The organism is Acinetobacter sp. Ac_5812, assembly GCF_013072695.1.
Classification (GTDB): Bacteria; Pseudomonadota; Gammaproteobacteria; order Pseudomonadales; family Moraxellaceae; genus Acinetobacter.
Window position 1 is genome coordinate 32,084 of the sequence record NZ_LXUK01000025.1, and the last position, 22,819, is coordinate 54,902.

Genomic DNA, 22,819 nt, shown 5'->3' on the forward strand with positions numbered 1-22,819 from the left:
ACACCTGTTCGGAACGTTTGCACCATTGCAAAAACGACCTGCAGGTAAGGGAGCCAGTATTCTAAAGCATAGTAAGCTAAAACAAAAGTAAAATGCTCATTTTTTGATAGCAAATCGTCTCTTTTCTATAAACGTTATTTTCTATAACCAATTCTCAAATTACGAGAAACATCCATAAAATTAACACCTATAATAAATACAAGCTCTTAAATTCAAAAGAATATGACTATACAACATGATGCTTTCGCTGCATTGCGGTACCGAGATTTCTCTATCGTGACCGTTAATCAATTCTGCTTAACACTGGCAATTTTGATTCAGGAAATTATCGTCGCCTATTCACTTTATCAAATCACCCGTGATCCACTCACCTTGGGTTTCATTGGTTTGGCAGAAGCGATTCCATTTATCACGCTGTCTTTATGGGGCGGCTATTTTGCCGACAAATTGAATAAGCAGACCATTATGAAAATCTGCTTATTCTTTTCAATTCCTTTACCCTTAGTGCTTTGGGCGCTGTTCCACTTACATGGTTTAGAAAAAATTGGAATCAGCAGTCTTTCTTTGGGGATCTATGCCGTCATTTTTGCCTTAGGAACCATTCGAGGTTTTTATAATCCATCGGCAACCTCACTCAAACCTTTTCTGATTCCACGTGAACTGTATGCCAATGGTGCAACATGGACCACAATTGGCTGGCAAAGTGGTGTGATCATCGGTCCTATGCTCGGTGGTTTTATGCTAGCTTTTTTGGGACGTGAAACCAGCTTATTTGCTGTTACAGCTTTATTGGCCACCTGCTTTATCTTAATTACGCGTTTGCAAAAACGTACTTTCCCGAAAATGGAAACGGAGAATGTACTACAAAGCCTGACTGATGGTTTCCGCTTTATCTGGAAAACTAAAATCGTTTTATGGGCGATCTCACTTGATCTAGTATCGGTGTTATTTGGTGGTGTAATTGCATTATTGCCAATTTTTGCCGAAGAAATATTAAAAGTCGGCCCTGAAGGTCTTGGTTATTTGCGTGCTGCACCATCTATTGGCGCTCTGATCACCATGATTGCACTGACCAAATTTCCGCCAATGCAACATGCATGGCGAAATATGTTACTAGCGGTAGCAGGTTTTGGTATTTTTACCATTCTGTTCTCCTTCTCAAATCATATGTGGCTCTCATTATTTGCTTTAGCCATGACTGGTGCTTGTGACAGTGTTTCGGTCGTGGTTCGTCAAACCATCTTGCAAATTTTTCCACCCGAAAATATGCGCGGTCGCGTTGCAGCAGTGAATGGGATGTTCGTTTCGTCGAGTAATGAACTCGGTGCTTTTGAATCGGGTCTCGCAGCCAAATACCTCGGCACAATCACTGCAACTATTCTTGGCGGTTGTATGACACTTGCCGTAGTGAGTTATTGCTGGTTTAAAACCAATGACTTATTCAAAGTCGATATTACTAAAGGTTCGGATCACTAAATAAAAGGGAAAGAGCCATCTTTCCCTTTCTCATTAAAACAGCCCGAGATATAAAGCATATAACGTTAAATAACGCCCACCTTTGGCGATGGTAACAATCAATAAAAATCGCCAAAAGTTTTCCTTCATCAGTCCAGCAATCAAGGTAATGGGATCACCAATCACAGGCGTCCAACTCAGTAGTAACGAATAAAAACCATATTTATGATAAATCTGCTGTGCTTGTAACAACCGTTGTTCTGAAACAGGAAACCACTTTTTATCTTTAAAGTGTTCAATTTTTAGTCCTAGCCACCAATTCACACAGGAGCCCAATACATTGCCTACCGTCGCAACTAAGATGAGATAGAATGGATTAGAAAGCCCTTGTACCAGCAAGGTCATTAATACCGCTTCAGACTGTAACGGTAATAAGGTGGCAGCACCGAAGGCTGAGAGAAACAATAACAAATAAGACATCAAAACAAGGTTCTCTTAAACTCGGAGCCACACAGCATGAAGAGCAGACCATATAACGTGAACGCTATGGATTCAAGGTTAATTTTGCCCAAGTCGCTTCAAGCATCCCCTGCGAAATATCAATCCGAAAGACTGTTTTAATCACATCCTCAAACTCATCAAAAGTAGATAACTCTTTCTTATCAGAGTTTCCTTTGCCATGTGTTCTTAAAACACGATCTTTTAAGGTAATTCGCATTTCGGCATTGGCAGTAGATAACATTAAATACTGGGTAAATAAGGATTCAGGTGAGGTGGAAATATACCAATTCGCAATCAAGGCATCTGCGTCTGCAATCTGCTGTTGGGGGTTAATCGCATAGACATTGATCCATTGATTATGAATACTGACTTGCAGCATATATGTCATTTCCGTCAGCACTGTCACATCCAGACCACTCTGTGCAAGCTCAACAAATCTGAAAGGTTCGAGTGGTGTCTGCTGTGTTTCACCAATTTGATCAAGAGATAGAACCGTGGTCGGGGTCATTCCCCCAAATCCAGGATCATACAAAAACAATTGCTGATCTATACGTACCAGTGTGACCAAATGAGTTCTCACAGGCGTACTGACAGGCGAACTTTGATAATAGACCCGTCCTAGCACATTAAAGGCTTCATAGCCCAATTCAGTAAGTACGATTCTGGTCAAGGTACTCTGCTCGAGGCAATAGCCTTCGCGTCCATCAAGCAATAATTTCTGAGCAAGTTGATTGGGTTCTAAAGAGACCTCCTCTCCAAGAAAAGAGGAAAAATTACCGAAAGGAATCGTTTGCACATGGAGATTTAATAAGGTCTTAAGATGATCCAAGGTCGGTAAAAACTCGCCGTCAAAACCAAGCTTTTTTAAATAAAGGGCTGATATTTTTGCTTGCATGATGCTTGATCTTTAATGAACTTAAATCATCGTAGCTTGAACATGCATAGACCAGATGAAAAATTACACAATTATAAAAGAATCAAGCTTACACGATTGAAAGCATGACTTTGCCAAGGATTAGTTTTTGCGTTTAGCTGTTCTGGATCGAACAGAAAAATGCGCAACTGAAAAAATGAATGGAAAAAGAAATGCGATCCAAAATGTAAGATCAGACTTGACCATTTCTTGATACCACGTCAGTTGCATTTCCCCCGCAGAGACTGCTGCCCAGTCAATAGACACAGTAAGGTCAAGATAAATGTATAACAATAGATATACACTTAAAAATCCAACAAACACCCCTGTACTGAAATATGAGTTTCCAGTTTCAAGCTGTAACCAAGCAAATAAAGATGAAAAAATTAAACTGAGACTTCCAATAAAGGCGAAAACAATAAACCAAAAAATATCAATTCCAAGGAAATACTGCATTAGGCTGCATGAAATTGCTGTGATGAAGAGTAATCCCATTGCAATCACCCAATGTTTGAAATAGCAACGCCATCCAGCCTTTTGATTCAGACTCATCCAACTTTGATCGATAAGGCTTTTTGTATCGCAGGACGAGCTGTTAAGCGTTCAATATAATCTTGCACATACGGGTAGTCTTCAAGTTGAATGCCCTGCCATTCGTAACGCAATGCCCAAGGTAAGATCGCCATATCCGCAATCGAGTATTCACCTGCTACAAACTTTTGACCAATCAACTGTTTGTTTAAGACACTATACAAACGCTTGGTTTCATTCACATAACGATCAATCGCATAAGGAATACGTTCAGAGGCAAACTTATTGAAATGGTGGTTTTGCCCAAGCATTGGACCAAAACCACCCATTTGCCACATCAACCATTGTTCAACCTCGACTCGCTCTTGCTCATCGGTAGGATAGAACAAACCTGTTTTTCGACCTAAATACTGTAAGATCGCACCCGACTCAAATACTGAAATCGGTTCACCTCTTGGACCATTTTGATCGACAATCGCTGGAATTTTATTATTGGGAGAGATTTTTAAAAAATCAGGCTGGAACTGATCATTTTCCAAAATATTGATGGGGAAAATCTGATATTCAAGTCCCATTTCTTCTAAGGCGATTGTTATTTTATGGCCATTGGGTGTGCCCCAATAATATAAGTCAATCATTTTATATTGTCCTATTCATCGTTATCTTGACTGTTGTTGCGTTATAGCACACTTCCTACTTATTGATCAGTAGACAAGCACGAAAAGAAACAATAAAGCGGTGTTTTCAAAGACAATGTTGCAAAGATTTAAGCTTGATTATCCAAGAATTCTTGGGCTTTCTCTCCGACAAATTTACGGCCAGCATTATTGCCATTAATCCACTCTTCTACAGAGAACAAATCAAACATCCCCACTTTAAATAAGGTGGGCACCGCTAAGATCAACTCCTCTTCGACCACACCGCGAACGCCTGCATTATATAAATTAATATTGTGCAGCATGGTCGCGACGGTACCGGTTTGTACTCGACTGCCATCTTTCAATGTGACTTGTGGTAAAACCTCGCCTTCTTGTAGTACTTTTTGATTAATTTCAGAGAGTTGTTGAGTACCAGTAATTGTAGACATGTCTTGTTCCTATTTTTAAATAGTGTAATTATTAACACCCCCTATCATAGCTTGTTTTTATCTGTTCCAATGATGCTTAGAATTATTTAACAGATTTATCCCAGATTAGGTTATAAATTTTTAGGCATAAAAAAGCACCGCTGAGAGCGGTGCTTTTTTATAAGAAAAATTACTTTTTCTTTTTCGGACCAATTAACATGCCCATTTGACGACCTTCCATCTTCGGCGCTTGTTCAATCACGCCAAATTCAGCAACGTCTGCTTCAATTTTTTGCAATTGAGCCAAACCAAGCTGTTGATGTGCCATCTCACGACCACGGAATCGCAAAGTGATTTTTACCTTATTTCCTTCTTCAAGGAAACGTAAAATTGCACGCAATTTAATTTGGTAATCACCCACATCCGTTGCAGGACGTAATTTGATTTCTTTCACTTGCACTTGATGCTGTTTTTTCTTCGCATCTTTTTGCTTTTGCTTTAAGTCAAATAAGTGCTTGTTGTAGTCCATGATTTTACAAACAGGTGGTTCTGCATTCGCCACAATCTCAACAAGGTCAAGATTAGCTTCTTCTGCAGCACGCAATGCTTCATTTAATGAAACAACACCTTTTTGTTCTCCATCTGCAGCGACGAGGCGTACTTCTTTCGCACGGATCTCATCGTTAATTGCAGGACGGTTACTTTTAGCACCTTGTTGTTGGTTACGGTCAGGCTGTTTAATCTTTATTACTCCACGATATACCGGCCACGTTCGGCAACGGCAGATTTCACTAAGTCAATAAATGCATCTACTGACATAGTACCTAAATTTTTTCCTGAGCGAGTACGCACATTGACTGTACCTTCTTCAACTTCTCGATCACCGAGAACCAGAAGGTAAGGAATACGCTCTAGGGTACGCTCACGAATCTTAAATCCGATCTTTTCATTTCTCAAGTCAGAAATGGCACGAAGACCATTTTCTTTGAGTTTTGCGACCACTTGCTCACTTGCTTCCGCTTGTGAATCAGTAATATTCATGACACAAGCTTGGATTGGTGTAAGCCATGGTGGCATGAAGCCCGCATAGTGTTCAATTAGTATACCAATAAAACGCTCGAAACTGCCAAGAATTGCACGATGAAGCATGACCGGTTGATCACGATCATTGTCTTCAGTGACATAAGATGCATCTAAACGAATTGGTAAGTTGAAGTCACACTGGATTGTACCGCATTGCCATACACGGCCTAAGCAGTCTTTCAATGAGAATTCAATTTTCGGACCATAGAATGCCCCTTCACCTGGTTGTAGGTCCCAAGCCAAGCCAGCATCATCTAAAGCATCTGCTAAAGATTTTTCAGCCAAATCCCAAAGTGCATCATCACCCACACGCTTTTCTGGACGTGTAGACAATTTCATTTGCACTTCTTCAAAACCGAAGTCTTTATACACATCCAAAGTCAGCTTAATAAAGTCTGCAACTTCTTTACCAATCTGTTCTTTGGTACAGAAGATATGTGCATCATCTTGAGTAAAACCACGAACACGCATAATGCCGTGCAAAGAACCTGATGGCTCATTACGATGACAAGAACCAAATTCAGCGAGGCGAATTGGTAAATCACGATAAGATTTTAAACCTTGGTTAAAGACCTGTACGTGACATGGGCAGTTCATTGGCTTGACTGCATAGTTACGACTTTCAGAATGCGTCGTAAACATATTTTCAGCATAGTTTGCCGCATGCCCAGACTTTTCCCAAAGCGTAAAGTCTACGATTTGCGGTGTCTTAATTTCTTGGTAACCATTGTCTTGCTGAACTTTACGCATGTATTGTTCAAGCACTTGGTAAATAGTCCAACCGTTCGGATGCCAGAACACCATACCCGGTGCTTCTTCTTGCATATGGAACAAGTCTAATGCCTTACCAATTTTACGGTGGTCACGCTTTTCAGCTTCTTCAATACGTTTGATATAAGCAGCTAACTGCTTTTTGTCCGCCCAAGCAGTACCATAAATACGCTGTAGCTGTTCATTCTTCGCATCACCACGCCAGTAAGCACCAGAGATTTTAGTGAGTTTGAATGATTTTAAGAATTTAGTATTAGGTACATGCGGACCACGGCACATATCTAAATAGTCTTGATGGTAGTACAAGCCCATTTGAGTTTCATTTGGCATGTCTGCGATCAAGCGTAACTTGTATTCTTCGCCGCGTGCTGTGAATTCAGCGATCACATCTTCACGTGGTGTCATCTTTTTGATGACGTCATAGTCTTGGTCGATGAGCTTTTTCATGCGCTCTTCAACCGCAGCCATATCATCCAAAGTGAATGGACGTGGCATCCAGATGTCGTAGTAGAAACCTTCTTCGATCACAGGACCGATCACCATTTTCGCTTCTGGGAACAATTGCTTAACGGCATGTCCTACCAAGTGCGCACATGAGTGACGAATGATTTCTAAACCTTCTTCATCTTTAGGGGTAATAATCTGAACTGTTGCATCTTCTGTGATTAAATCACAAGCATCCACCAAGCGATCATTGATACGGCCAGCAACAGTATTCTTTGCAAGACCTGGACCAATGCTCTGAGCAAGTTCCATCACAGAAATCGGATGATCAAACTGTTTCTGATCACCATTTGGTAAAGTAATGATTGGCATAATAAAATCCTTAAGGAGTGATGCCCTCTACGAAGGAGCATATCACCGCGAGATTATGTATTGAGGCAAGCCTCAAAAAATAAAAAACGGCGGATAAAAAAGTATACAAGATTTTACACGGGTTTAGCTGTGGATGAAACCTCTGAACCAGAAAAACCCAAGATCAGTTGAGATTCATCTCCGACTAAAGCCTAAATGCTTTAGACTCGATGACAGACTAGCTTAATAGTAATTAATGAAAAGAACAGAAAGGAAGCAAGACACATGGTCAGTGCATATGACGAACTACCCAGAAATCCAGCAAATTTTGTTGCCTTATCGCCGTTACGCTACTTGGAACGGGCTGCTTATATTTATCCCCATCAAGCCGCAATTATTCATGGCGAACGTCAAATCACATGGCAACAGACCTATCTGCGCTGCCGTCAGTTTGCTCATCAATTAACAAATTTGGGTATCCAAAAAAATGATACCGTTTCAGTAATGCTACCCAACATCCCCGCCATGATTGAAGCGCATTTTGCAGTCCCCATGGCTGGCGCAGTACTCAACACCTTGAATACCCGACTCGATGCCAAAACCATTGCCTTTATGCTCGAACATGCGGAAGCCAAAGTGCTATTGGTCGATCCTGAATTTCGTCAAGTGGCTGAAGAAGCGCTCACGCTTGTCTCACAAGACATTACTGTGATTGATGTCTTTGATACTGAGTTTGATGGTGAACAAATTGCGATTGGTCAATATGAATATGAAGCATGGATAGCACAAGGTGACCCTGCCTTTGAATGGCTACTTCCTCAAGATGAATGGGATGCGATTAGCCTCAGCTATACCTCTGGCACCACGGGTAATCCCAAGGGGGTGGTCTATCACCATCGCGGTGCTTATTTGAATGCAGCCAGCAATATTTTGGCCTGTGGCATGAAACCCCGCGCGGTATACCTTTGGACACTCCCTCTATTTCATTGCAATGGTTGGTGCTTTGCTTGGTCAATTGCCGCCAGTGGTGGTACCAATATCTGCCTACGTCGTGTCGACCCCACGTTAATTTTCAAATACATTGCAGCATATAAAGTCGATTATTTCTGTGGTGCACCGATAGTATTGTCCATGCTAATCAACACGCCAAGCGAACAGAAAACGGCTTTTGAGCATCATGTTGAAGTCATGGTGGCGGGTGCAGCACCACCCGTGGCGATCATCGAGGGGATGCGCAATATCGGTATTAACGTCAATCATGTTTATGGTTTGACTGAAACTTACGGTCCTTCCGCACTCTGTGCTTCTCAAGCAGGCTGGAGCGATTTATCTATCCAAGAACAAGCGCAACTCCACTCACGTCAAGGCGTACCTTATCCATTACAAGACAGCATGCGCGTGCTCGATCCTGACACCATGCTACCTGTGCCCAATGATGGACAAACCATGGGTGAAATCATGTTCCGTGGCAATATCGTGATGAAAGGTTATTTGAAAAATGCTCAAGCCACGGAAGAAGCGTTTAAAGGTGGCTGGTTTCACACAGGTGATTTAGCGGTGAGTCATCCTGATGGTTATGCCAAGATTACCGATCGCTCGAAAGATATTATTATTTCAGGCGGTGAAAACATTTCCTCGCTCGAAGTTGAAGATGTGCTTTATCGCCACCCTGCTGTGCTCACTGCTGCGGTGGTCGCCAAACCTGATCAACGTTGGCAAGAAGTGCCGTGTGCTTTTATTGAACTCAAACAAGGTGCATCCGCATCAGCCGAAGAAATCATTGCACATTGTCAAAAAGAACTCGCTCGATTTAAAGTTCCGAAAGATGTAGTGATTACTGAGATCCCAAAAACTTCGACAGGAAAATTACAGAAATTTATTTTAAGAGAGTGGGCCAAAGAACGGGCGGCAGATAGCTCAACAAACTCATAATCAAAAAAAGAAGTTTCCAAGGAAACTTCTTTTTTAGTTTTAACCTTGCTCAGATAACAAAGCAACTTGTTGCACGTAATTCACAAATTTAAGCTTAGACGCTGCAAGCTCTTCTTCACTGACCTGCTGCTTCATATCACGGTGAATTCGCAATACATGCTGGCGCAAGGTATGGCGTTCAGATGCATTAAACACCTTGCTAAACTCATTGATGATCGGGTCACCCTGATCAATCATACGATCAACCCAACGCATTAATTGCATTTGTTTTTTAGCGCCTTGTTGCGGGGTTAAATACGATAAAATGATGGTTTCATCTTCATTTCGCAATAATTTACCAATACGTAAAAATTGACGGCGGCGTGCTTCATGCGCACTAATATTTTGTATTTCAAGTAAAGCATCAATGAGACGCTCATCAACTGGAAGTTTCTGAATCTGTTTTTTATTCAGCTGAGCCAATTGCTCACCTAAAGCTGCCATTCGCTGCACAGCTTTTTTTTGCTCAGTCCTACTCGCACGTCCTTCTAATGACTCAAAATCTTCATCGGTATAACGTTGGGTACCACGTGCCACTATTACTCTGCCTCGTAAAATTTTGCTGCGAACAGCGTTTGAATTTCTTCCAGTGCCTTATCTTCATCAGCACCTTCAATTACCAATCTTAATGTGGTGCCTTTACCTGCACCCAACATCAACAATGACATAATATTTTTTGCATCGACCAACTTATCGCCCTTACCAATTTGGATAGAAGAACGGAATTTCGTCGTCACTTCAATAAGTTTACCAGATGCACGAGCATGTAAGCCGAGTTTATTAATTACATCAATTGTTGTGTCTATCATGACCAGTGCTTCATTTCTCTATGTAAGATTTGGACAGCCCATTTTGCCTCAAGGGCTTGTTTGAGTCTATCTACAATATAAACCGACCGATGTTGCCCGCCCGTACATCCCACAGAAATGGTCATGTAATGGCGATGCCCTTCTGCAAAAGCAGGCAACCACTTATCTAGAAAAGTATAAATATCTTCAAACATTTCGTTGGTTTGTTGACTACCTTCTAAAAAGCGGCGTACAGGCTCATCTAAACCTGAAAAACGGCGTAATTCTAAATCCCAATGTGGATTTGGTAAATGTCGTACGTCAAAAACATAATCTGCGTCTAACGGAATACCATGCTTATAACCAAAGGACTGTAAAATGACGATTAAATTATCTGACTGCCCAAGCTTAGACAATAAAATATGTTTTAAATCATGAACACTTTTATCAGTGGTATCAATATGTACTGTGGAACGGAATTGTATCGGAATGAGCAATTGCTTCTCTTCTTGGATACATTGCAACAGACTATTAAAACGACTGGCCAAAGGATGTGGTCGACGCGATGCACTAAAACGCGCAATCAAATCTTGATCCTGAGTGGTCAGGTAGATCACATCGACCGAACCATGTCTTTTTAATTGCTCAAAGACATGATCAAACTCTTGCATATCTGCACGGGTACTTCGAATATCGACCCCAAGCGCAAGTTGCTCCAGATTATTTTCATGATCTAGTTTTGCCACAATTTCAGGCAATAACGCCAAAGGTAAGTTATCTATACAATAATAGCCCAAGTCTTCAAGCACTTGTAATGCAGAGGATTTTCCTGAACCGGATTGACCTGTAACGATAAGAATACGCTTCATGGCGTTTTGCCCTTCATTTTTTATGTTTTAAAGTCGATTTGTAGGTTATCAATCAACCGTGTTGAACCGAGCTTGGCCGCAATAAATAACACCAAGTTTTGGTCAAATTGTTGAATAGGTTGCAAGTTGGTTTGTCGAGCTTCCACATAATCCACAACAAAACCCACTTGTGTCAATTGAGCAGAGATATTTTCTAACACTTGTGACAAAGCTTGCCCTTCATGCAATTGCTGTTCGGCTTGTTTGAGCAACTGGTAAATCGTCGGTGCGACAGCACGTTGCTGTTCAGTCAAATACCCATTACGCGAGCTTAAAGCAAGACCATCTTCAGCACGAACAATCGGTACACCAATGACTTCTAATGGCATGTTCAAGTCTTGAACCAACTGACGAATTACAGCCAATTGCTGATAATCTTTTTGGCCAAAGAAAGCATAGTCTGGATGTACAATATTGAAAAGCTTAGTGACAACAACAGCAACACCATCAAAATGGCCAGGACGCGATTGACCACAAAGATCATCGGTAATTTGACCAATGCTGATATTGGTTAAACGCGGTTGAGTACCGTACATTTGCTCAACAGATGGTGCGAAAATAATATCGCACCCCACATCTGCCAATAAACGGCTATCTTGCTCTAAAGTACGTGGATAACTATCGAAATCTTCGCCAGCACCAAATTGAATTGGATTGACGAAAATACTGACCACCACCACATCACACAGTTTTTTTGCTTCACGCACCAAAGTCAAATGACCTTCGTGCAAATTCCCCATGGTCGGTACAAAACCAATTAATTTTTTTGAGCTGCGCGCAGGTGCCAATGATGCGGTTAAGCCTTGTATTGTTGTTTCAGTTTTCATGAATTAAAGCTCAACTTGAAAGGTATGTTCCTTGGCAGGGAACGACTGATCTTGCACTGCGGCATGATACGATTTAAACGCATCAACAATTGCAGTTTCACCCGCTTGCTCTTTCATAAAGTTGCGCACAAAACGTGCCACGCGACCAAAGGTCAAACCAAGCATGTCCTGTACCACCAGCACTTGACCATCTGTTTCATTGCCCGCACCAATTCCAATCACTGGCGTATTCGGGAATAATTCAGCAATCTCTTTGCCCAGTTGAGCTGGGACACACTCAAGTAATAAAACAGCAGCGCCCGCATCAACCACCGCTTGGCAATCTGCGATCAATTGATCCGCGGCTTCGCGTGTTCTTGCTTGAAGCTTATAGCCGCCAAACACGTGCACAGATTGTGGTGTTAGACCTAAATGGACACAGACAGGGATACCATTACGGGTTAATACCGTAACCAATTCGCTAAGCCAAGCCCCACCTTCGATCTTGACCATTTGTGCACCGACTTGCATCACAGTCTTGGCATTTTTCAAGCCATCTTCAAGCGTTGCATAGCTCATAAATGGCAAATCAGTCATGATTAAGGCATGTGCGTTACCGCGACGTACAGCTGCGGTATGGTAAGCCATATCTTCGACAGTGACAGGAAGTGTAGAGTCTCTGCCTTGAATCGCCATTCCTAGAGAGTCACCGATTAAAATCGTATCAATTTCAGCCAATTCCATCGCTTTCGCCATACTTGCATCATAGCAAGTGAGGCATGAGAACTTACGTCCTTCGGCTTTAAACTTTCTTAAGTCACTTAGACTAATCATGATGATGTCCTCTACAGGCGTTTCCAGAACGAAACAGTCTTAAGCACTTGCCCAAGACTGGTCTGCTATTACAGTCAAGTTTGCTTGCTGCACCAGTTCTAAATCTTTTAATGAATGTCCATTTAATTGTAAATGAGCATCTAAATCTAATAAGGGAATAATCACAAAATCACGTTGCAAGAGACCAATGTGCGGCACGGTCAAACGTTCATTTTGGATCTGCTCTTGACCATAGATTAATAAATCCAGATCAAGGGTACGCTCTCCCCAGCGTCGTAACCGGACACGTCCAGACTCTTGCTCAAATTGTTGTAATTGATCAAGTAAAGCAAGTGGTGCTAGCGTGGTGTCCAATTGAACAACGGCATTTAAATAGTTGGGTTGATCTTGCGGTCCCATCGGCGGACTTTGATAAAGTCGTGATACCTGTACAGCTCCCAAGGTCGCGAGCTTCGCAACAGCTTCACTCAGAATCTGTTGCGAATCACCTAAGTTACTCCCCAAGCCGATATAGGTACGAATGGTCATTGTGTCGGTCCGAAAACAACATGGCTTAAATCGCGTTGTACACGTTTACGCTTGAGAATCGGATGATCTGCATTGATTTGACCTGAAGTCGAAGATGCTTTTTCAATAAAGCGGCTGGCCGACTCATCAGCTCTAACACGCTCTTTTTTGCCTCGATGACTTCTCGGCTCAGGTACATTGACCAAAGGCTCAATTTCAGTCGTCTTCGGCTCATCCACTTCAGCTGCTTTACGACGTGTCTTACTACGTTGACGGTTGTATTGACGAATCACCGCTTCTTTTTGGTCTGTGGTCATTTCTTGGTAGGCTTCCCACCAAACGCCCATACCTTCAGTACTGCTATCACCTGATTTTTCCCGCAACAGCAGGAAGTCAAATCCTGCACGGAAACGCGCATGTCCAGCCAGTGCTTCGATTTGTTGTGGTTTTGGATTAAGCAAACGGGTTTGCATTTCCCAAACTTCACGAATAAAGGTTTCAGCAAAACGAGGAATAATGGTGCGCGTCGCTTGACGCTTCAACACATCCAAACCAGCTTGTGCACGCGCTTCCGCAGGAACAACCCCTTTACTTAGATAGGCGTCACAACGCTCTAAAAATGGCTTCCATAACAATACAGCATAGAAAAATGCTGGATTAATGGTTTTACCAACTTGAATTCGCTGATCGGTATTCCGTGCTGCACGCTCAATAAAGGCAGTAAGATTCGGTGGAATTTCAGCAAATAGCTGTTTCCAAACACCAAACTCAATCAACATCGGTAGAACACGGGTCAGATGTCCCATGGTGAATAGTTTTTGAGACTCATCATATAAACGATGTGGCGAAACATCACGCAATAATTGCGTCATCTCAGCATCAAAAACATCAAGAATGGATTGATCAATTTTAAAATTCAATTTTGCGGCAAAGCGCAAAGCACGCAACATGCGCACAGGATCTTCTTCAAAACGCTGTGCAGGTTCCCCCAGAAAACGCAAGGTCCGGGTATTGATATCATCTACTGCATGGCAGAAATCAAGTACAACCCCTTTTCGCGGCTGGTAGTACAAAGTATTGATCGAAAAGTCTCGACGAGCAAAGTCTTGCTCAATCGTTCCCCAGTTATTATCACGAAGAATCATCCCAGATGCACTGGTGACTGCTTTTTTCGGTGGAGCACGGAAGGTCGCGACTTCGATCAGTTCGCGACCAGAATAGACATGTGCTAACTCAAAACGTCGTCCGATAATTCGGCAACGTCGACCAAAAACCTCTTTGACTTGAGCTGGTGTAGCATTAGTAACCGCGTCAAAATCCTTTGGATTAAGACCTAACATCATGTCTCGAACACCACCACCCACAATATATGCCTCGTAGCCTGCTTTTGTTAGGCTATCAATCACATCTAGAATTGAGGAAGGGAGTTGAGTTGTGGACAAACCACATTTTGACGCACGCAAAGTTTGCAAAAGACACTGTCTCCTACGTCAGGACGTAAATAACAATTTGTCGCTAATCATAGCTCTAACACACACAAAGGGCAATTTATTCTGTTGGAAGTTTCAACAGTTCAGTCTGCCTAATCAATCCGATTTCTACCGTTCCAAGTTCATAACATGAGCCTTGCTCTATTTTTTTCAAGTAATTTTGGCCCAATGCCTTTGATATTCATTAACTCGTCAACTTGTTTAAAGCCACCATTTTTTTGCCGATACTCCATAATGGCTTGCGCTTTTTTCTCGCCAACACCATTTAATAGCTGTAATTGCAGCAAACTCGCTTGGTTCAGGCTTATTTTATCACCCTGAATATTTACAGATGATGGAACTTGCTTTGAAGTGTGCTGCTGCGTTGGTCGAGATAAATAATAATTATTGTCCGACTGCTTCGCCAATTGCTGATCACGCGCTTGCTGCTGTGCTTTCCATTGCTGATAAGATTGGTCAAACTGCTGTGCGTGGAGGTGTGAAGCACCTCCCAAGCAGAGAATGAAGCCTATAAAAAAATTAAGTTTGCTGCGGAGATGCGGCAACTTCATTGTCTTTCTCCTGAGATTTTAATTGTTGTTTAGCTTGCTCCCAGAGTTCGTCCATTTCAGCCAAACTCATTGCTTGCAAGTCTTTCTGTTGTTGTTGAGCTTGTTGTTCAATAAAAGCAAAACGGCTTCTAAATTTATGGATTGTTGCCAGTAGTGCGGTCTCACTCGACACCCCCAACTTTCTCCCCACATTGATTAAAGAAAATAAACAATCACCGAACTCTTCTTGAATATGATCAACATCTTGGCTTTTTATTGCCTGTTGTAACTCTTCTAACTCTTCATCTAATTTGGCATAAGCATCATCCACACTTTCAAAATCAAAGCCTAACTGAGCGGCTTTGCTCTGAATTTCATGTGACTGAACCAAGGCTGGCGCATGTTTAATCTCATCTAACCTTGACTGTATTTTACCTTGTTTTTCTTGTTGTTTGATTTGTTTCCACAACTCACTGACCTGCTCGGAATCCAAATTTTGATATTTTTCAGCCTGAAATACATGCGGATGGCGACGAATTAATTTTTCACTAATGGCTTCCACCACATCTTGAAAGTTAAATAATCCTTTTTCATCAAACATTTGAGATTGAAACACCACTTGTAATAATAAATCACCGAGTTCATTGCGGATTTCATTCACCTCACCAGAGCGAATTGCAGCCTCAACTTCATATGCCTCCTCAATGGCATATCGTGTCAAACTTTCAGGGGTTTGTTGTTGATCCCACGGGCATTTTTGTCTTAACTCTTGCATGATTGCCAATAATTTTTCCATGATGATCTCCAAACCCAAATAAGCAAATTGTTGCAGCACCAAGCTGCATATGCGTAATATACACGCACGCAAAAATTATCAATATAAAGCAAGGGAAAGTCATGCCATATAGTGTTTTTATTAGTGGCGCCGCACAAGGAATTGGCGCTGAAATTGCCCGTCTTTTTCATCAAAAAGGCTTTAAAGTCGGAATCTATGACATCAATGAAGAACAAGCACAGGCTTTAGCTGCAGAACTTGGAGTACATGCCAAAGCAGGTTACCTCGATGTGAGTAATTACGACCAATGGCAAACTGCATTGCAAGAATTTCAGAATTGGGCAGGTGAACTCAACATTTTGATTAACAATGCAGGCATTTTGTATTCTGGCGCATTTGAAAATACACCAATCCAATCGCATCACCGCACCATTGATATTAATGTTAAGGGTGTTCTCAATGGCTGTCACACCGCCTTAGTCCATCTACAACAAGCCAGCTTTGCCCGAGTGATTAACCTGTCCTCAGCATCCGCGATTTATGGTCAGGCCGATCTAGCTTCTTACTCAGCCAGCAAGTTTGCTGTGCGCGGTTTAACCGAAGCGTTGGACGTGGAATGGCAAAAATACAATATTCGTGTCTTAGACGTGATGCCCCTGTTTGTACAAACCAGTATGGTGAAAGATATGGATGCTGGGAGTATTCAAAATATTGGTGTCGATTTAACCCCTGCCGATGTCGCAAAACAAGTGCTGCATTTGGCGCAACAAAAAGACCATGCCTTGCTTCCAACCCACACCCCTGTTGGGATAAAAACCAAACTGATGTATCAGTTATCCAGCATGAGCCCACAGTTCTTAAACCGACTCACCAATCTCTTTTTAGCGAAGCGCTAAAAAAAAAGAGGCTTTAAATACATTAAAGCCTCTTTTTAATAACTTGAATCATTAATTGCTAAAACAGCCTAAACGGCAAATCGTGAAACCCACCCACTCACCTATCAGATGTTCATCACTTGAAACCACAACATCTTCAACCTGTAAAACCTGACAATCAACGACAACGGGATTCACATCAATAATTTGACCAAATGCATGATAAGCCCAACCGCTAAGATGCACTAAACCATACTTTTGTTCGGCGTTATTGTTGAATATTTCATCCCAACTTTCATCATCAGCACACTGTATCGACCAGTCAAAATCAAAACAGTGCTGCTCCTCGTTCTTCACCTCATCAAGGCTAAACTCATCAAATACATGATAGATCTGTTGATCAACCTCGATCACAGCAGCTAAATATCGCCCTCTAGTCGAGATTAACTTTGCACGAGGCATCGTATGATCATCCCTTCCGAAATATGATCAATTAGCTACCTTGAACCAAACGTCTGGCACTGATAATCCCAGGTTGCTGCTCTAAACGAGCCAACAAACGTGACAACTGTGCCAAGCCTTTGACTTCAATCAATAACTTCATATTGGCAATACCATCTGCCTCAGAAATGGTATTGACCTGACGAATATTGATTTGGTCTGAGAAAATCACCTGTGTCAAATCTTTGAGTAAACCACGACGATCATACGCTTCTACCACGATCTGCACACTCTGACCGCGGGTTGGCTGCATTTCCCAATCGGCTTCAACCGCACGCTCAGGTTCTTGCGTGGTCATACGTAAATAATCTGGACACGCAATCTTGTGAATGCTGACACCACGGTTCAAAGTAATATATCCGCCAATCGACTCACCATGTACAGGCTGACAACATTGCGCAATATGCAACTCAACATTATCCAACCCATCAATCAAAATCCCATGCGCCGATAAAGTATGGCTAGCACGTGGATTTAACGCAGGTTTTAACACCAGTTCTGGCTCGTCCTGATCCAAGTGCATCTGACGATTCACTTGATTCATCAAGGCATGCAGGCTGATATCACCACTGACCAAGGCAACCAGAATATCATCACCTGCTTTCAGATTAAAATGCGATGAATAATCTTTCAGGTCGATACTTTTCGGGTGAATCGCTAAACGGGCCAACTCTTTATTGAGCAACTCACGCCCAACTTCAACATTCTTACTGCGATCTTGTTGTCTAAACCAATGACGTAGCTTGTCACGTGCACGTGCGGTTTTGATATAACCCAGCGAGTTCACCAACCAGTCACGGTTCGGTTCACGATCTTTCTTGGTTAAAATCTCAACCTGTTCACCGGTCTTTAAGGTGTAAGTTAAGGGCACATAACGTTGGTTTACACGTGCTGCATAGCACTTATTGCCGACTTCGGTATGCACATGATAAGCAAAATCGAGAACGGTTGAGCCACGTGGCAACTCTTTGATGTCTCCATCACGACTAAACACATAGATCTTTTCAAAATTCTCAAAATCTTGAATTTGATCAATACCATTCGACTCGTCATCCTCACCATGTGGGGTGGTTTCAGTACGCTCTTGATAATGCTCAAGCACGGCACGTAATGAATGCAAACGATCATTAAAAGAATGATCTGTATTCTTGGCACCTTCTTTATAGTTAAAGTGCGAGCACACCCCAAGCTCTGCTTCGTTATGCATCTCAAAGGTACGGATTTGTACTTCTAAAGACTTATTCTCAGCAATCACCGCGGTATGCAATGAGCGATAACCATTGGCTTTCGGATTAGTGACGTAGTCATCAAACTGGTTCGGAATATGACGCCATATCTGATGTACGATACCCAAAGCGTGATAACAATCAGGGACACTTTTCACCAATACACGCACTGCACGGATATCGTAAAGCTGATCGAAGCTCAGATTTTTGCTTTTCATTTTTCGATAAATCGAATAAATGTGCTTCACACGCCCTGTGATTTCGGCCTGAATATCATAAGCCGCCAGTTCAGTTTTCAATTTATCGATGACAAACTGAATATACTGCTCACGCTCCAAACGTTTTTCGTTCAATAAAGATGCAATTTCTTTATAACGTTCTGGGGCTAAATAACGAAAGGCAAGATCTTCCAATTCCCACTTGAGCTGGGCAATCCCTAAACGGTGTGCCAATGGAGAATAAATGGTGAGAATTTCGCGTGCCACACGCTCCTGACGCTCTTTGCTTGCAGTCGCCAGCTCACGCAAAGCATAGGTCCGCTCTGCCAGTTTGATCAGGACAACACGAACATCTTCCGTCACTGAAATCAGCATTTTATAAATGCCATTTAAGTGTTCGCGCTGGTTATTATTAAAATGATCTTCTAGACGTTTATTCTTTTCAATCAACTCAGACAGTTTACCCATTGCAAGTGTGCCTTGAACCAAAGCCAAAACTTGCTCGCCAAACTGTTGTTGAATATCCTCTAAGGTAATCAACCCTTCACGTACACTACGATACAACACCGCCGCTGAAAGCGTATCTTCATCGACATGTAAATGGGCCAGAATATCCGCCATGCCAATACCAGTACTAAAGGTATTGATACGATGATTTTCCGTTGCTTGTAACTCTTTTGCTAAGGTCAGCTCCGCAACCTGTTGAAGTTGCTTCAGCTCTGCCCCATCCAAAATACCACGCACTCGATCTAGCCAAGAGACTAGACTACTTTGCGCTTCAGCGGCATGTTCTACAGTCGCTTCCTCAGACAGCTCTTGGAGCCGCCCAGGTAACTGCTCACGTACTGTGACCATACCTTTCTCCTCTGGATATGTAACTCATTTTTTAATCGTTTATCTCTTCGATTTTTTCAAGCCGTTCAACTTTTTCAAACAGGGCAATCGATTCAACATGTTCAGTATGCGTAAACATGTCCATGACTGCTGCTTTCTTCAATTGATAGCCATATTGTGCCAGTACACCTGCATCCCTTGCCAGTGTTGATGGGTTACATGAAACATAAACGATTCTTTTCGCTCCAAAATTAGGTACATATTGCATAACTTCAAATGCACCTGATCGTGGAGGATCAATTAATAATGCATCAAATCCTTGTTTCGCCCAAGAATGATGCGAAAAGTCTTTTGTTAAATCTTGTGAAAAGAACGCTGCCTGAGACAAATGATTTGCTTGCGCATTCTCAGTTGCTCTGTTAACCATCTCATCACTCGCTTCAACACCGACCACTTGACCTGCCTCACCCACACAACGTGCAATCGGGAGTGAAAAATTACCCAACCCACAGAATAGGTCAAGTACTCTTTCCCCTTTCTGTAATTGAAGCAATTCACATGCCAAGTGAATCATCTGTGCATTTACACCACTGTTGACCTGCGTAAAGTCCAACGGTGAAAACGCGAATTTGACAGCAAAATCATCCAAACTGTAATGCAAACGCATTGCCGCTTGTGAATCATCCACGCGATGTAAGCTATCTGCCCCTTTTGGCTGCAAATACAACTGCCATCCTTTGAGTAACGTAAATTGACGTAATTGGTTGACATCCGACACATTTAATTCATCTAAGTGGCGAATTAATAATGCAACCTCAGAGTCTCCCATGGCTAATTCTATATGACCAATATGCGCTTTGCCTGTAAGACTTTCGAGTAGTTTCTTAAGTTCTGGTAAACATTCGGATAAGGTTTGATCAAGTACCTTACACTGCTGAATTTCAGTTAAATGATTACTATGATGCTCACGAAAACCCATCACCAAACGATTTTGCTTGGCAATATAGCGTACCCCGATTCGGGCACGGCGACGATAATCTGCTTTAACCGAACGAATCGGATCGAGCCATTGTTCTGGCTGTAAGCCTGCAAAATGTTGTAAGTGAGATTTTAAAACATTCTGCTTTAACAAAATCTGTTCATCAGGATGAATGTGCTGCAAGCTGCAGCCGCCACACACCCCAAAATGCGGACACATTGGATCGACTCGACTTTCAGCCGCTTCACTTTCCAGCGTGATCATGTCCGCCTCTTCTAGACGCGAAGTTTGATTGGTAATTTTTGCCTGCACCGTTTCCCCGACGAGGGCATAACGGATAAAAACTTTCTTGCCGTGTTTTTCTTTAGGATGATCTGGATGTGTTCCATAATGCGCAATACCACGCCCCTCATGAGAAAAAGCTTCAATCTGAAAGGTGTATGTTGGATATTGAGCTGGACGTTGTTTCGCTTTGTGTTTCAAAAGATGAACCTAATTTTTTGGCGCAAAAGTATCTGCGGTGAATACAGTATATTGCGATGTTTGCTGCCATACCTGTAAAAATTCTGTTTGTTGCGTTTGCGTTTGTAAATAAGCAATCGTTGATTGCAGTAACTGTTGGTGATCTGATTGATTCAATTGGCCTTTCAACAATAACCAACGAATATAGAGCAACCATGTATTCAACACATCGCCTTCACAATAACGGGTCAATTCTAACCATTGTTTGTTACGTACATATTCAGGCACGTGATAGCCAGTTTCACCGCGTTTCCCAGGGAACCCGAGTAAACAAGCCATATCATCCAATTTTTGGAAATTACGGCCATTAAACATTGCCATCACATCCATCAAATCAACATGACGATGGTGGTAACGGTTCTGATAATTATTAAAACGCTTTTGATGATCAATTTCACCTTGATCAAACAGGCTTGGTGCAGACAAACCATGATACATAGCGCGAAATAGAATGACAGGCAAATCAAATTGCGAACCATTCCAACTGACTAATGTGGGTTGTTTCTTGTCAAAGATCGATAAGAATTTTGCCAACATTTCAGCTTCGCTATGCTGCTCCTGACTAAATGAAAATAGACGAAAGCCTTTCTCATCAATCCACAATCCAGAAATACATACAATTTCATGCAATGGTAAGCGTTGAAAATCTACCCCTGACTCTTGGCGACGGATTTTGGTCAGTGCCTGTTCAACATCTGCTTCGGGTAAATCAAGATGATAAAGATGCGCACCTGCCTTTAAATCGGTCAGTGTCTCAATATCAAAAACTAAAATCGGAAAACGTAAATTCATTTTAGGAACGCCTTAAATCCCTCCCAACCTCCCTTTATAAAGGGAGGAGATCCCCCTCTTTTAAAAAGAGCGGGTTAAGGGGGAGATTCTAATCTTGTACTGAGAATAATCCCGTTGATAAATAACGATCACCGCGGTCACAGATAATGCAGACAATCACCGCATCAGGATATTCTTCAGCAATCTTGATCGAAGCCCAAACTGCACCACCAGAAGATGTTCCAGCACTGATGCCCTCAGTACGCGCCAGCTTACGCATGGTTTTTTCAGCTTCAATCTGTGGAATATCAATGATGCGATCGACACGGCGACGATCAAAGATAGTTGGCAAATACTCTTCCGGCCAACGGCGAATCCCCGCAATGCTTGAACCGTCTGAAGGTTGTAAACCCACAATTTGAATATCAGGGTTTTGCTCTTTGAGATATTTAGAGACACCCATGATGGTTCCCGTTGTCCCCATTGAGCTAACAAAATGGGTAATCTTCCCACCCGTTTGCTTCCAGATTTCTGGACCAGTCGTCAGGTAATGTGCTTCGACGTTGTCTGGATTACCAAACTGATTCAGCACAAAGCCTTTGCCTTCAGCCTGCATTTGTAAAGCTAGGTCGCGTGCACCTTCCATGCCTTGCTGCTGTGTGACTTCAATCAGCTCTGCGCCATAGGCCAACATCGCATCTTTACGTTCTTGGCTCATATTGTTCGGCATGATCAGCTTCATTTTATAGCCGCGCATCGCTGCAACCATCGCCAAAGCAATCCCAGTGTTACCACTGGTTGCTTCGATCAGGGTATCCCCTGGCTGAATCTGCCCACGCTTTTCCGCTTGAACAATCATGTTATAAGCAGGGCGATCTTTGACTGAACCTGCTGGATTATTACCTTCTAATTTTGCTAATACCGTGGCTTGGGTATGACACGCTAAACGTTGCAAACGTACTAAAGGGGTTTTACCGACATAATCGTCCAGTAAAAATTCATCTGCTAAAAAATCAGTTTGCGTATTCGTCATGATCGACACCGATATCAAGGTGGCGCCTATTGTATGAAAAAAATAGAGATACTGCACCTTTTCACTATGCTTTTTATTGGCAAGCAGATGTCCTTGATTTTCACAAAGCGTGCTAAGATGTTGCGCAGAATGATAA

At 42.2% G+C, this 22,819-nt stretch carries 24 protein-coding genes; 3 read left to right on the forward strand and 21 right to left on the reverse strand.

What is annotated here, in order from left to right; all coding sequences use genetic code 11:
- Positions 1–222 precede the first annotated feature (222 nt).
- Entirely contained in the window at positions 223–1,476 is a 1,254-nt protein-coding gene (locus tag A7P55_RS19095) for an MFS transporter (protein ID WP_171553393.1), read from the forward strand.
- A 33-nt stretch (positions 1,477–1,509) separates the two neighbouring features.
- Here A7P55_RS19095 and A7P55_RS19100 read toward each other — a convergent pair whose 3' ends face one another.
- The 7 genes from A7P55_RS19100 to thrS form a co-directional block, all read right to left on the reverse strand.
- Complete coding sequence (locus A7P55_RS19100; protein ID WP_171553394.1) at positions 1,510–1,935, reverse strand: YqaA family protein; 426 nt, start codon at positions 1,933–1,935, stop codon at positions 1,510–1,512.
- A 64-nt stretch (positions 1,936–1,999) separates the two neighbouring features.
- Entirely contained in the window at positions 2,000–2,851 is an 852-nt protein-coding gene (locus A7P55_RS19105) for an arylamine N-acetyltransferase (protein WP_171553395.1), read from the reverse strand.
- A gap of 120 nt (positions 2,852–2,971) precedes the next feature.
- Positions 2,972–3,421 (reverse strand): hypothetical protein, encoded by a 450-nt coding sequence (locus A7P55_RS19110; protein WP_171553396.1) that lies wholly within the window; start codon positions 3,419–3,421, stop codon positions 2,972–2,974.
- Positions 3,418–4,038 (reverse strand): glutathione S-transferase N-terminal domain-containing protein, encoded by a 621-nt coding sequence (locus tag A7P55_RS19115; protein ID WP_004804476.1) that lies wholly within the window; start codon positions 4,036–4,038, stop codon positions 3,418–3,420. The genes A7P55_RS19110 and A7P55_RS19115 overlap by 4 nt, the downstream gene beginning before the upstream one ends.
- Positions 4,039–4,166: 128 nt before the next feature.
- Complete coding sequence (locus A7P55_RS19120; RefSeq protein ID WP_171553397.1) at positions 4,167–4,487, reverse strand: hypothetical protein; 321 nt, start codon at positions 4,485–4,487, stop codon at positions 4,167–4,169.
- A 169-nt stretch (positions 4,488–4,656) separates the two neighbouring features.
- Entirely contained in the window at positions 4,657–5,208 is a 552-nt protein-coding gene (gene infC, locus A7P55_RS19125; protein ID WP_081400781.1) for a translation initiation factor IF-3, read from the reverse strand.
- Between the two features lie 5 nt (positions 5,209–5,213).
- A complete protein-coding gene (thrS, locus tag A7P55_RS19130) occupies positions 5,214–7,136 on the reverse strand; it encodes a threonine--tRNA ligase (RefSeq protein ID WP_005210576.1) in 1,923 nt (640 codons plus the stop codon).
- Between the two features lie 264 nt (positions 7,137–7,400).
- On the opposite strand from thrS, the gene A7P55_RS19135 reads away from it, so the two are divergent.
- Entirely contained in the window at positions 7,401–9,047 is a 1,647-nt protein-coding gene (locus A7P55_RS19135) for an acyl-CoA synthetase (protein WP_171553398.1), read from the forward strand.
- A gap of 39 nt (positions 9,048–9,086) precedes the next feature.
- Here A7P55_RS19135 and yjgA read toward each other — a convergent pair whose 3' ends face one another.
- The 9 genes from yjgA to mazG all read right to left on the reverse strand — a co-directional run bounded on the left by yjgA (position 9,087) and on the right by mazG (position 15,745).
- Positions 9,087–9,623 (reverse strand): ribosome biogenesis factor YjgA, encoded by a 537-nt coding sequence (gene yjgA, locus A7P55_RS19140; RefSeq protein WP_171553399.1) that lies wholly within the window; start codon positions 9,621–9,623, stop codon positions 9,087–9,089.
- A 2-nt stretch (positions 9,624–9,625) separates the two neighbouring features.
- Positions 9,626–9,895 carry an HPr family phosphocarrier protein gene (locus A7P55_RS19145; RefSeq protein WP_004804467.1) on the reverse strand — a complete coding sequence of 90 codons (270 nt, stop codon included), beginning with the start codon at positions 9,893–9,895 and terminating at the stop codon, positions 9,626–9,628.
- Positions 9,892–10,743, reverse strand: a complete 852-nt coding sequence (gene rapZ, locus A7P55_RS19150; RefSeq protein ID WP_005146575.1) for an RNase adapter RapZ — start codon at positions 10,741–10,743, stop codon at positions 9,892–9,894. Before rapZ ends, A7P55_RS19145 begins: the two co-directional genes overlap by 4 nt.
- Positions 10,744–10,763: 20 nt before the next feature.
- Complete coding sequence (gene panC, locus A7P55_RS19155; protein WP_171553400.1) at positions 10,764–11,609, reverse strand: pantoate--beta-alanine ligase; 846 nt, start codon at positions 11,607–11,609, stop codon at positions 10,764–10,766.
- 3 nt (positions 11,610–11,612) lie between these two features.
- On the reverse strand, positions 11,613–12,422 hold the full coding sequence (panB, locus tag A7P55_RS19160; protein ID WP_004655682.1) for a 3-methyl-2-oxobutanoate hydroxymethyltransferase: 810 nt from the start codon (positions 12,420–12,422) through the stop codon (positions 11,613–11,615).
- Positions 12,423–12,461: 39 nt separating this feature from the next.
- On the reverse strand, positions 12,462–12,950 hold the full coding sequence (gene folK, locus A7P55_RS19165) for a 2-amino-4-hydroxy-6-hydroxymethyldihydropteridine diphosphokinase (RefSeq protein ID WP_171553401.1): 489 nt from the start codon (positions 12,948–12,950) through the stop codon (positions 12,462–12,464).
- Positions 12,947–14,401, reverse strand: coding sequence for a polynucleotide adenylyltransferase PcnB (pcnB, locus tag A7P55_RS19170; RefSeq protein ID WP_216078115.1), 1,455 nt, complete (start codon positions 14,399–14,401; stop codon positions 12,947–12,949). Before pcnB ends, folK begins: the two co-directional genes overlap by 4 nt.
- Before the next feature lie 140 nt (positions 14,402–14,541).
- A complete protein-coding gene (locus tag A7P55_RS19175; RefSeq protein ID WP_171553402.1) occupies positions 14,542–14,970 on the reverse strand; it encodes a ComEA family DNA-binding protein in 429 nt (142 codons plus the stop codon).
- Positions 14,939–15,745, reverse strand: a complete 807-nt coding sequence (gene mazG / locus A7P55_RS19180; protein WP_171553403.1) for a nucleoside triphosphate pyrophosphohydrolase — start codon at positions 15,743–15,745, stop codon at positions 14,939–14,941. Before mazG ends, A7P55_RS19175 begins: the two co-directional genes overlap by 32 nt.
- 101 nt (positions 15,746–15,846) lie before the next feature.
- Here mazG and A7P55_RS19185 point away from each other — a divergent pair, with 101 nt between their 5' ends.
- On the forward strand, positions 15,847–16,620 hold the full coding sequence (locus A7P55_RS19185; RefSeq protein WP_171553404.1) for an SDR family oxidoreductase: 774 nt from the start codon (positions 15,847–15,849) through the stop codon (positions 16,618–16,620).
- 51 nt (positions 16,621–16,671) lie between these two features.
- Here A7P55_RS19185 and A7P55_RS19190 read toward each other — a convergent pair whose 3' ends face one another.
- From A7P55_RS19190 to cysM, 5 genes are all read right to left on the reverse strand, one after another.
- On the reverse strand, positions 16,672–17,061 hold the full coding sequence (locus A7P55_RS19190; protein WP_171553405.1) for a hypothetical protein: 390 nt from the start codon (positions 17,059–17,061) through the stop codon (positions 16,672–16,674).
- Positions 17,062–17,092: 31 nt separating this feature from the next.
- The gene (locus A7P55_RS19195; RefSeq protein WP_171553406.1) at positions 17,093–19,399 is read right to left on the reverse strand and encodes a bifunctional (p)ppGpp synthetase/guanosine-3',5'-bis(diphosphate) 3'-pyrophosphohydrolase; all 2,307 of its coding nucleotides are present in this window, start codon (positions 19,397–19,399) and stop codon (positions 17,093–17,095) included.
- A 31-nt stretch (positions 19,400–19,430) separates the two neighbouring features.
- Positions 19,431–20,840, reverse strand: a complete 1,410-nt coding sequence (gene rlmD, locus A7P55_RS19200) for a 23S rRNA (uracil(1939)-C(5))-methyltransferase RlmD (RefSeq protein ID WP_171553407.1) — start codon at positions 20,838–20,840, stop codon at positions 19,431–19,433.
- A 9-nt stretch (positions 20,841–20,849) separates the two neighbouring features.
- Positions 20,850–21,671 (reverse strand): 3'-5' exonuclease, encoded by an 822-nt coding sequence (locus A7P55_RS19205; RefSeq protein ID WP_171553408.1) that lies wholly within the window; start codon positions 21,669–21,671, stop codon positions 20,850–20,852.
- Between the two features lie 88 nt (positions 21,672–21,759).
- The gene (cysM, locus tag A7P55_RS19210; protein WP_016164677.1) at positions 21,760–22,683 is read right to left on the reverse strand and encodes a cysteine synthase CysM; all 924 of its coding nucleotides are present in this window, start codon (positions 22,681–22,683) and stop codon (positions 21,760–21,762) included.
- Positions 22,684–22,819 lie beyond the last annotated feature (136 nt).